The following is a 10000-nucleotide window of genomic DNA, read 5'->3' as shown; positions in this document are numbered from 1 at the left end:
ACTGATTATGCTTAGACTCAGTTTCATTAAGCGATGACAAGGCCGGAACATCGAGTTCAGGCACACCAGGAGTAACAGATGAAGTTAGATGACGATATCCATAATTATTATGAAAAACTTCTGCTGGACCATTTAGTTGAATTGCGATTGGATCAAGACTACGACGCAGAATATCTGGCGGACCTGTGTTGTATAGTGCTGAATCAGTTACCACCTAAATATATCCGTTATGAAGTTGATATGGCGTTTTATCTGCCTCAGACCGAACGCTTTGAAATGGTAATGAAAGTGCGTGAAGCCGTCGCCAAAGCCAAAGCTTTTTTAGACACTCAACGTGACAAGAACTGATATACCAGCTTTAACCGACGCCCCTGTAGAGGTGCAATTGGCGGTAGAATTGATCTTGCTGCTGGAGCAGCAGGATCTGCCTGCGGCTCAGATACTAGCCGCCCTGGCTATAGTACAACGAGACTTTCAGCACAAAGCGCAACGCGATGTTGAAACTCAATTATCAGGGTTTTAGCTCACCCCTTTGCATTAAGCAGTTTGAACCGAGGCATTATGCTGACCCATTCTATTACCTTGTATCTGGCAACAGTTTTGATCTGGGGCTCGACTTTTTTTGCTATTAAGTTTCAGCTCGGCGACGTACCTGAAATGTGGTCTATCGCCTATAGGTTTGGTTTGGCGGCACTGTTACTTTGGTTTTGGTGCCTGTGGCGCAAACTGCCACTGCGATTCAGTCGCCAACAGCATGGCTGGATGGCGCTGCAGGGGCTGTTTTTATTTTGCTTAAACTATCTGCTGATTTATCTGGCCACTTCTGATCTTACCAGTGGTCTTATTGCTGTGGTCTTCTCCAGTATTGTGCTGATGAATATTCTCAATGGCGCCTTGTTTTTTGACCGGCCTGTTGAGATTAAAACTCTGCTTGGTGCCTTACTGGGCATTCTGGGTATAGCTTTTGTGTTCTGGCCTGAACTTGCAGGCCTTGAAAGTAACGGCTCTGCCCTTTGGGGCTTAGTATTAAGTATTGCAGGTACTTACATCGCCTCGCTTGGCAATATGCTGTCATCAAAAAATCAACAACAACAGTTACCTGTGGTGCAAAGCAATGTATTTGGTATGAGCTATGGTGCTTTGATGATGGCAATACTTGCTCTGGTGCAGGGAATTGAACCGGTCCTTTCGACCAGCCTGAGTTTTAATTTATCCCTGCTGTACCTGTCATTATTTGGCTCAGTCTTAGCTTTCGGAGCCTATCTGACTCTCGTAGGTCGCATAGGTCCGGCCAAAGCTGCCTACACTATGGTGCTATTCCCTATCGTAGCTTTAGGTATCTCCACTATTTTTGAGAACTACCATTGGAGCTGGTGTGCACTTATAGGTGTGTGCATAGTGGCTTTGGGGAATTTAATTATTCTGCTGCCAACGGCACAACTTAAACGCCTTACCGGACTATCTTAAACAATACAGGAGCTTTGCTTGCCAGTGTGGATAATTCTGCACTATACCTAACACAGAGTTTCTTCATCAGAGACAGCATAAGATGCGATGGATTGTTGGGCTGTATTTGTTATGTCTCAGCTTAGGCAGCGAAAGTCAGGCGCTGCGTATTATTACTGTGGTAGAACCACCGGCCAGTTATCTGGATAGTCACGGCCAACTGACTGGTTTTTCGGTTGAGGTCGTTCAGGCGATACAACGGATCCTGGACGACAAGACGCTGATCGAAGTTATGCCTGAAGCCCGCGCCATTCACATAGCGCGCACTGAACCCAACGTTCTGTTGTTTAGTTTCTCCAGAACAGAGTCCAGAGAACAAGAGTTTCACTGGATAACTCAACTGAGTGTTAAAACCTGGTCCGTGTACGCGTTAAGCTCCAATCCTATTCAAATTCAAAATTTGCAACAGCTAAAAACAGTGAACGCCATAGGGGTGGTTCGGGGTGACATCAGAGAAGAATGGTTGATCCAGCAAGGTTTCAATAATCTGCACCCTTCAGTAAATCACCAGCAAAATATCAAACGCCTGCAATCAGGCCGACTCAATCTAATAGCTTATGAAAGTCAGGGTATTCAACATTTATTGTTAGAAGAAGGGCTGGATCTGCAAGACGTCAAAGCCGTTTATCAGTTAAAACGCTCTGATGTTTATTTACTGATGTCAAAAAAAGGCTCTGACATGCATCTGGTCGAACGTTGGCGTCAGGCGGCTGATAAGCTTAAGACCAGCGGCGAACAGCAGTTTATCGCCGAGAAGTGGCAAATGATTCTGCGGCACTACCATGATGTTGAAACTCAAACCCGAAACGGCGTGATGATTTTTCCATAAAACAGCAGACCGCAAGGCAAATACACTCTTGTCAACTCCACACCTGGTCAGAATCAGCGGCAAAGTTGAATAAAGTTAAATATTGATCCCGCGCAACTTTTATAAAACCTGCTCTGGTTATTGGCAAAACTTTGTGGCAGTCTGACTCGATATATCCGTCAGGACCCGTTTTATAATGCTAAGCGTTTCAGATTTATCCGTTAATATTCAAAACCTTATAACAGCAAAATCTCTTGATGAGGCTCGTCCTCTATGTGAAGAAGTTCTCAGGCAAGAGCCCACTAACAGCTATGCCCTGCAGACCCTGATCCAAATTTATCTCAAGCAGAACCACCACAGTCAGGTTATTTTTTACTGTGAACAATTACTGGCGATCCAACCGGCCGATCTGCAGTTGCATCAAATACTTGCCCAGAGTCTGGCGCAATTATCAGGGACAGACCCTTCAGGTGCCTCTTTAGCTGTACTACTGGAAACTCTGCCAAGTGCCTATTCCAGTCGCTTGCTCTATGCCAGAGCTCTGGAATTGCAGGGAGATATGTTTGGTGCGGGCCGACAATACCTCATTGCTGTTAAAACTGCCCAAGCCAGAGGTTTCTGGCTAAATGAAGCGTCCACAGCCCCCTGGTGCCGTCAATATGTGGCTTACGCTCTTGGTTTTATTAATACTTATAAAATTAACCTGGGCTACCACTGGCTGGAACCTATCTGGCAAAAATACGGTAAGGCAGAGATGAGCCGGGTCACTAAAGCGATACAAATGTACACAGGCGAGCTGCCTTTAGTACTGGCCGATCCCAGACAACAGCCTAACTACTTATATGTACCGGATTTACCTCTGGCTCCGGTCTTTGAACGCAATGTCTTGTCTTTTGCTGAACAATACGAAAGCGCCACTGCCAGTATTCAGGCAGAGCTGAGGCAACTCCAAAGTCAGGCGAAGGATTTCAAACCTTTTCAGGAAGGCGAAGAAGGAAAATCTTTAACCGATGGCGGCGCCTGGGATGCATACTTTTTCCATCGTCATGGAAAGACTTATAATGACCATTTAGCACAATGCCCTGCTACAGCTCAGGCCCTGAGCCAACTTCCTTTGGTACATATCAGAGATCATGCGCCCGAAGTTTGCTTTTCCATCATGCAGCCAGGTACTCATATCTTGCCACACAGAGGGGCAACCAACAGCAGAGCCGTGTTGCATCTGGGTCTGGATATCCCAGAGCACTGCAGGTTAAACCTACCAGGAATCGCTGAGCTGAGTTGGCAGGAAGGCAAAATATTTGCGTTTGACGACACCTATTTACATGAGGCCTGGAACCGCAGCGACAAAACCAGAGCTGTCATATTGGCAGATATCTGGAATCCTTATCTGCGTGAAGAAGAGCGACTTGCCCTTACAGTATTGATAGAGCAGATTGGTTTACTGAATCAGCAAACCAAAGCTGTGCTCTCCTAGTCTGAAATGAGCAGTTGGGAGCACTCCCAACTGCTTCCCCTTCAGATTTGTCCCATATAGTCTTTTTTGCCTACTTCAACCCCATTGTGACGCAATAAGGCGTAACTGGTGGTGACGTGGAAATAAAACTGAGGTAAACCGTACTGAGCTAAATACTGGGTGCCGCTAAAACGTTTCTCTTTTGGTGTACCAGGGCGTAGCACTATTTCCTTGTCTGCAGCATCAGCAAACTGCTCAGCCGTTAAGGTATCAAGAAAGGCCAGAGTTTTATCCAAACGTTGCTGCAATTCGGTAAAAGTCTGCTCATTGTCTTCGTAAGCAGGCACTTCAACACCTGCTAAACGGGCTGATACGCTTTTGGCAAAGTCAGCAGCAATTTGGACCTGACGCACCAGCGGGAACATATCAGGGTATAAACGTGATTGCAGCAGCACAGCATCAGCCAGCTCTTTTTGTTGACTGAACTTCTCAGCTTTGACTAACAAGTCCTTCAAGCTATTGAGAAACTGTTTAAACACCGGAACCGACGCACTGTAAAAAGATAAACTCATAATCTTTGCCTCATTTAAACCATCCTGCCCTTTGCAAGGATCTGCAGATTGAAATGGGGGTGCGTCGGAGTATTACAAGGCCTCCAGTTGCTTAAACAACACATCGCAACTCTGTTTTAGCTGCAGCAACTGCTCTAAAGGCAAACCTGACTGCTGGAAAATGGCCATTGGAATGTGACTGGCCTGAGCTTTTAACGCCTTACCTTGTGCGGTTAAGCTAATTTGTACCACTCTTTCATCCTGTTGGCTGCGAGTGCGGCTAACTAAGCCTTTAATTTCAAGCCGCTTCAGTAAAGGCGTCAAAGTCCCTGAATCCAGATAGAGCTGTTCGCCCAGCTCTTTGACATTTAATTGCGGTTGCTGCCATAACACCAGCATGGCCAGGTACTGCGGATAGGTTAAATCCAAAGGCTCTAATAACGGACGATAGCTTCGCACCAGCCGGTGACTTGCGCTGTATAGTGAAAAACACAGCTGTTTTTCTAATACCAGATAGTCTTCGTTATCTGCACTCATGGCAAAGCCCCACTCAATTGAATTGTGTGCAATATACTTGAGTTCAGCCTTGAAATCGAGCCTGAGGTCTTAACCAAAAATCAGTTGCCAAAAGCTTGGTTTGCGGTGTTTGTGGTACTTGATTCTAAGCTCATCCATTTTGATTAACTGTTGTTTAGCTGCGGCTAAATTGTGTTGTTCTAACAACAATTGCGCCTGATCCACCTCAGTTGCCAATTCTTTTAAGCCTTGCTGGTACAATTCTGCTTTGTCTGCCTGAAATTTACCTTGCTGAGCCAACTGCAACTGTCCTTCAAAACTAGCCAGTGCTGAGGTCATTTCTGCAACAGTCTGAGCTTCATTGGCTTGTTTAAAACTCAGCGCCATTTGTTTCATGGTTTTTTCCATATCTACATCAGATGCAGCTACAGACGCAGAGACCAACAGGCTACTTAGCAGCACACACATAATAACTTTCATCAGACATCCTCGTAAAAAATCTGCGGTATTATAAGCAAGTTCGACTCTTCTGCTGTGTTTTTCTGGGCTATGATGCGACAACTTTAGGTCAGACATAGGAATTACACAGATGAAATTGCCGATTTATCAGGTCGATGCTTTTACCGATCAACTTTTTAAGGGCAATTATGCCGCCGTAGTGCCTTTATCTGAGCCCATCAGCGCCGGGCTGATGCAGCAGATAGCGACTGAAAATAATCTGTCGGAAACAGCTTTTGTGTTGGAACTCGCTCCAGATCATTATCAAATCCGCTGGTTTTCTCCTGTGACTGAAATTGATTTTTGCGGTCATGCCACTTTAGCTGCGGCTTTTGTTTTATTCAGCCTGAAGCCTGGCCAGCAAATTAAATTCAGCACTTTGTCAGTGGGCGACTTAGTGGTCTCTCAGCAGACTGATGGCTGGATCCTGATGAATTTTCCATTGCGTCCTGCCAGCCCTGTCGAAGCTCCTGCTGCTCTGCTGGCAGGCTTATCCCTGCAACCTGATCTGGTACTCAGAAGTGAGCAGGCCTATTTTGCGATCTACAAAGATGAGCAACAGGTGCGTCAGTTAACCACTTCTAGCGAGGAGCTAAAAAAACTCGCACCTTATGATGTAGTCGCTACAGCAGCGGGTTCGGACTACGACTTTGTGTCGAGGTATTTCTGGCCAGCCAATGGTGGTGATGAAGATCCGGTTACAGGTTCTATTCACGCAGGCTTAGTGCCTTACTGGGCAAAACAGCTTGGGAAAAATCAGTTGCTGGCTTATCAGGCCTCGGCCAGAGGCGGTGTGCTGCGCTGCGAGTTAACACAGGACAGAGTGCTGGTATCAGGTCAGGCGAAATTGTATTTGCAGGGTGAGATTTATTTGCCCTAACAGGCTTGAATTTGCAGGACAGTAGCGACTGTCCTGCTGGTACGAAGTGCAACGAACTGAAGGTCAAACCGCTGGTATGATACTGCTTGCTAAGCCTATCAGAGCACCAAAGACTCCGCCCCACACCACCAGCCAGCCTAAATGCCGGCGGATCATCTGTTGCACTATATCTTTGACCATGTCTGGCGTCAGCTCAGCTAAACGCCCTTCGACTACAGCAGCTATTTTGGGTTGTAGCAGGTCAATAGCATCGCCCTGATGCAGCTGACTGCGGATTTGTTGCTGTACCTCCGGGCTGTCAGCCAACTCCACTAAAGAGCGACTCAGGTTTTCGATAAAGGGCTCTTTCAGCGGCACTAACATCTGAGCGCCACCAAACATCGCCAACATGCCACCCAAAGAAGATTTTTGCACTGTATCAAGCAAAGCATCAAAAGCCGGTGATAAGTCGATCGCCTCAATGACTGGTGCAAGTTTTAAGCTGACCGCATCTTGCTCGTGTTGTTCAGAAAGCAGACGTTGCAAATTCTCCTTACTGAAGAACTGGCCCATGATCAAATCATAGATGCCTTGTTTAAACTCGCTAAAACGGGCCGGAATCACACCAGATCCATAGAGCAAAGGCACTTTCTCAAACAGCATATGAATAGCAAGCCAGTTGGTTATAGCGCCTGAAAAGGCAAACAAACCCATAGCCCATAACCAGGGCAAGGCGAAAAACCAGCCACACGCCATCAGAAGTACAGACAACAGATTGGTTAACAGACTTTTATTCATCAGAACTCCATACAAATAGCGGAAATGGCGGCGATTGTAATCAGTGTACAGAAGAACAACAAGAGAGCAGCACACAATCTGCCGTCCTTGTTAATTTTGCTGACTTTGAAGTCAGCCTTATAGTGCACGAGAGATTGGCTGGTGGGAAATTCTGAGCTGGGCCCTGCCAGTACGCGCGTGAAATGCCGTAGTTATCGATTTCAAGCGGGTCCCTTTTCAACCCTTTTGCCTTATTTTGCTGGTTTCTGTCCTAGTAATACCAGCCAAAAATCATCAGCCTGATACCAGCTGGGGAGCACCGGATTATGTAGTGTCAATACGATAGAGTTTTTGTACCTTTGAGCTTCAAACACATGACGGGTTACGGGGTGTTGTTGCATAAAGCTAAGCAATTCTCCGGAATCATGCATAGCTTTCAACCCCAGCTCCAACCTGCGGTACAAGGCTTTATCCTGCGGGTCGACATAAAAATGGACAGGCATGGGGTAATACAACAAAACGGAGGTCAAAAAAACAAACTCCGGTTCTGAATAGCCCTGATGGGCAAGTTCGGTATTGCCTTCGATGACACTACGGGGAAAATAATCACAACGCCCTTTGCGCAACATGTCCAGCATAGACTCAAATTTTTCTACCCGATGAACTTTAAGCCCGGCATAGTGCAATACCTGAACATCAGGCCATTGTTCTCCCTGGCAAGCGGTAAAGCGGCGCAAATCGTCCAGAGTCTTGACCTGCAGGAACTCCTGCTGCTGGCTTTCTTTGATGATCAGCCCCCTTAAACCCAAGCCACCATATAAAACTTCTACTGGAATGCGCTTTAAATGCGATTCAAAAGCTGCTGAGGGGGTAAGCCAGTGCACATCAATGCGCTTATTATTCAGCACAAACTTCCACAAAGAACCAGAGACAGGTACAGGTTCAAATACCAGTTTTGCTGAGCCGTACTCCTGCTCTGTTTTATCCAAAACCACACTCAGCAAATCAAGGTAATAACCTGTACTGAGCTCCAACTCTGATTGTGGTGTGGCAACGCGAATGGACGTATCGGCAGATATAGTCAGACTCAACACAAAACTAAAAAATATGATTAATCGCATTGAATAGCCCCCGGCAGAACCATCCCTGAGATCTTTAGCCTTCCATCGCCTCACTATAACCAAATGTAAAGCATAGGCGCTACTGCACAAATAATGCGTGCATCCTTAGGAACCGATAAAACCGACGCGCTATTCAAGGTTCAAACTTAAATGTAGTCGTTTTTCCACCACCACAGATCGGTGAAAAATAACCAGAGTGGCCTTTCGCCATACAGAGACTCATTGTTCCAGACGCACTACCCTAAAAGTCTGAATACAGTGTCAGGAGCTTGAGGTCATACGCAGATGATACATCAATATCCACTAGGCTTTGAGTATGGCAACGCTTTCCAATAACAGAAGAGAGGCGCCACAAAGCACAATAGCAAACCCAATCCATTGCCTTATGGTCTTACTCGATTTTGGTGTGATTTTGTCTGGGTTGAATTCAGTCATTGCTATGCAGCCGGGTAATCTCACTTTAAATGATAATAATTCTTATTTATAAAATATGCAATGCAGGTTTTATTGATGCCTCGTTTCGTTTTGATAAAAGGGTAGCAATCGCGCTATAAGTTCAATTCCTGTTTTCAATTGTAATTCGGCCGTATTAGCCAGACCTATCACCAAACCGGTGCGCTCTGGCGCAGTAAACACATAACGACTCAAAGGTTGCACTCTATACCCCAGTTGCAACAAGGCACTACACAATTCTTTGTCAGCAATAGCACCCGGAAATTCCATACTCAGATGCAGGCCAGCATAACGGGCGTGCAATCTGGCTTCTGGCAGGTACTGTGCAATCAGCTTCAGGCAATACTGTTGTTTGTGTTGATACAACTGACGCATTTTACGAAGGTGCCGGCCAAAATGTCCCTCAAACATAAAATCTGCTGTGACAGCCTGAGGTAATAAGGCCACATCACCGTACACAGCCTGTAGCAAAGCCGCAGCTTTGGGCATCCAGGGTTCAGGCAAGACCAGATAGCCCAGGCGCAATGCCGGAAACAGGGTTTTACTGAAAGAGCCAACGTATATCACCCCCTTTCCCTGTGCTAAGCCTTGCAAACTGGCGATGGGTCTGTGTTTAAACTGAAACTCACTGTCATAGTCGTCTTCGACCAGCACAGCCTTCTGCTGGCGGGCCCATTCCAGTAAATGTAGGCGCTCAGACAACGGCATGATGCCACCCATAGGGTATTGATGGGCTGGCGTGACAAATACAGCTTTGCAGCCCTTTAATTGGTCCAGTTGTGAGATGGCCACGCCGTGGTCTGAACTGGCATCAATGTAATGAATGTCTGTTTCAGACAGCTGCAAAGCCTGACGCAAACGTGGATAGCCGGGCGATTCCATTGCAACTTTATCCCCTGCCTTACAGCTCAGCTTTGCGGCAATAAACAAGGCCGCCTGTGCGCCTGGTGTAATAAGAATGCTGTTTTGATCACAAACAACCTGGCGGGACTGACGTAAATAGTCCTTTAGTGCCAAACGCAGTGGTAAATAACCAAGAGCATCAGCCATGCCGGCCAGGGCAGCCCTGCCACTATGGCGTTGCGTGAGTTTTTGCCATAACTGAAATGGAAAAGCGGATAAATCCGGTACTCCAGTTTGTAAAGCGCCGGTTGCCGGACCGGTTTTAACACTAATGCCGTAATCAAACAGTGTCAGTTCAGGCGGACTGGCAATAATAGAGCGAGCAGTACAAGCCTGAAAAAATTGATCTGGTGCTGTCGCTATCACCTGATATCCGCGCCCGGGTAGTCCAGATAAATAACCTTCGGCGACCAACTGCTGCAAGGCCTGATTAACTGTATTACGACTTAACCCCAACTCAGCAGCCAGCTGCCTGCTGGAGGGCAATAAGGCATCAGCGGGCCATTGAGCTGTCAGCAACTTTTCGCGAAGTGCATGATAAAGCTGCTGCTG

General features: G+C 46.5%; 12 protein-coding genes. 6 read left to right on the top strand and 6 right to left on the bottom strand.

From position 1 onward, the window contains the following. The first annotated feature begins 78 nt into the window (after positions 1 to 78). The 5 genes from LDL40_RS00875 to LDL40_RS00855 all read left to right on the top strand — a co-directional run bounded on the left by LDL40_RS00875 (position 79) and on the right by LDL40_RS00855 (position 3791). Complete coding sequence (locus LDL40_RS00875) at positions 79 to 348, top strand: late competence development ComFB family protein (protein WP_300992763.1); 270 nt, start codon at positions 79 to 81, stop codon at positions 346 to 348. After that, positions 335 to 523: a DUF2496 domain-containing protein gene (locus LDL40_RS00870; protein ID WP_300992761.1), complete on the top strand. Its 189-nt coding sequence runs from the start codon at positions 335 to 337 to the stop codon at positions 521 to 523. The genes LDL40_RS00875 and LDL40_RS00870 overlap by 14 nt, the downstream gene beginning before the upstream one ends. Positions 524 to 561: 38 nt before the next feature. Further along, positions 562 to 1467, top strand: a complete 906-nt coding sequence (locus LDL40_RS00865; RefSeq protein ID WP_300992759.1) for an EamA family transporter — start codon at positions 562 to 564, stop codon at positions 1465 to 1467. Between the two features lie 82 nt (positions 1468 to 1549). Beyond that, entirely contained in the window at positions 1550 to 2335 is a 786-nt protein-coding gene (locus LDL40_RS00860; protein WP_300992757.1) for an ABC transporter substrate-binding protein, read from the top strand. 175 nt (positions 2336 to 2510) lie between these two features. After that, positions 2511 to 3791: an aspartyl/asparaginyl beta-hydroxylase domain-containing protein gene (locus LDL40_RS00855; protein ID WP_300992755.1), complete on the top strand. Its 1281-nt coding sequence runs from the start codon at positions 2511 to 2513 to the stop codon at positions 3789 to 3791. 41 nt (positions 3792 to 3832) lie between these two features. Here the strand turns inward: LDL40_RS00855 and LDL40_RS00850 are convergent, their stop codons facing one another. The 3 genes from LDL40_RS00850 to LDL40_RS00840 form a co-directional block, all read right to left on the bottom strand. Further along, positions 3833 to 4342, bottom strand: a complete 510-nt coding sequence (locus LDL40_RS00850) for a DUF1993 family protein (RefSeq protein WP_300992753.1) — start codon at positions 4340 to 4342, stop codon at positions 3833 to 3835. A 72-nt stretch (positions 4343 to 4414) separates the two neighbouring features. Continuing rightward, positions 4415 to 4858 (bottom strand): MarR family winged helix-turn-helix transcriptional regulator, encoded by a 444-nt coding sequence (locus LDL40_RS00845; protein WP_300992751.1) that lies wholly within the window; start codon positions 4856 to 4858, stop codon positions 4415 to 4417. A 69-nt stretch (positions 4859 to 4927) separates the two neighbouring features. Beyond that, positions 4928 to 5317, bottom strand: coding sequence for a cytochrome b562 (locus LDL40_RS00840; RefSeq protein WP_300992749.1), 390 nt, complete (start codon positions 5315 to 5317; stop codon positions 4928 to 4930). Positions 5318 to 5426: 109 nt separating this feature from the next. On the opposite strand from LDL40_RS00840, the gene LDL40_RS00835 reads away from it, so the two are divergent. Further along, complete coding sequence (locus LDL40_RS00835) at positions 5427 to 6215, top strand: PhzF family phenazine biosynthesis protein (RefSeq protein WP_300992746.1); 789 nt, start codon at positions 5427 to 5429, stop codon at positions 6213 to 6215. 63 nt (positions 6216 to 6278) lie between these two features. Here LDL40_RS00835 and LDL40_RS00830 read toward each other — a convergent pair whose 3' ends face one another. The 3 genes from LDL40_RS00830 to LDL40_RS00820 all read right to left on the bottom strand — a co-directional run. Continuing rightward, positions 6279 to 6992 carry a DUF445 domain-containing protein gene (locus tag LDL40_RS00830; protein ID WP_300992744.1) on the bottom strand — a complete coding sequence of 238 codons (714 nt, stop codon included), beginning with the start codon at positions 6990 to 6992 and terminating at the stop codon, positions 6279 to 6281. A 230-nt stretch (positions 6993 to 7222) separates the two neighbouring features. Next, positions 7223 to 8092, bottom strand: a complete 870-nt coding sequence (locus tag LDL40_RS00825) for a hypothetical protein (protein ID WP_300992742.1) — start codon at positions 8090 to 8092, stop codon at positions 7223 to 7225. A gap of 504 nt (positions 8093 to 8596) precedes the next feature. Further along, a partial coding sequence (locus LDL40_RS00820; RefSeq protein ID WP_300992739.1) for a PLP-dependent aminotransferase family protein occupies positions 8597 to 10000 on the bottom strand: 1404 nt, incomplete at its 5' end.

This window comes from Rheinheimera sp. (assembly GCF_020217005.1).
Classification (GTDB): Bacteria; Pseudomonadota; Gammaproteobacteria; order Enterobacterales; family Alteromonadaceae; genus Pararheinheimera.
The sequence above is the reverse complement of the archived record's forward strand: the minus strand, read 5'-3'. Positions and strand labels throughout refer to the sequence as shown.

What these genes read in the sequence shown, in the direction of transcription:
- LDL40_RS00850 (WP_300992753.1), bottom strand. Translation starts at nt 4,342, where the DNA reads ATGAGTTTATCTTTTTACAGTGCGTCGGTTCCGGTGTTTAAACAGTTT.
- LDL40_RS00840 (WP_300992749.1), bottom strand. Translation starts at nt 5,317, where the DNA reads ATGAAAGTTATTATGTGTGTGCTGCTAAGTAGCCTGTTGGTCTCTGCG.
- LDL40_RS00845 (WP_300992751.1), bottom strand. Translation starts at nt 4,858, where the DNA reads ATGAGTGCAGATAACGAAGACTATCTGGTATTAGAAAAACAGCTGTGT.
- LDL40_RS00855 (WP_300992755.1), top strand. Translation starts at nt 2,511, where the DNA reads ATGCTAAGCGTTTCAGATTTATCCGTTAATATTCAAAACCTTATAACA.
- LDL40_RS00865 (WP_300992759.1), top strand. Translation starts at nt 562, where the DNA reads ATGCTGACCCATTCTATTACCTTGTATCTGGCAACAGTTTTGATCTGG.
- LDL40_RS00825 (WP_300992742.1), bottom strand. Translation starts at nt 8,092, where the DNA reads ATGCGATTAATCATATTTTTTAGTTTTGTGTTGAGTCTGACTATATCT.
- LDL40_RS00830 (WP_300992744.1), bottom strand. Translation starts at nt 6,992, where the DNA reads ATGAATAAAAGTCTGTTAACCAATCTGTTGTCTGTACTTCTGATGGCG.
- LDL40_RS00860 (WP_300992757.1), top strand. Translation starts at nt 1,550, where the DNA reads ATGCGATGGATTGTTGGGCTGTATTTGTTATGTCTCAGCTTAGGCAGC.
- LDL40_RS00835 (WP_300992746.1), top strand. Translation starts at nt 5,427, where the DNA reads ATGAAATTGCCGATTTATCAGGTCGATGCTTTTACCGATCAACTTTTT.
- LDL40_RS00875 (WP_300992763.1), top strand. Translation starts at nt 79, where the DNA reads ATGAAGTTAGATGACGATATCCATAATTATTATGAAAAACTTCTGCTG.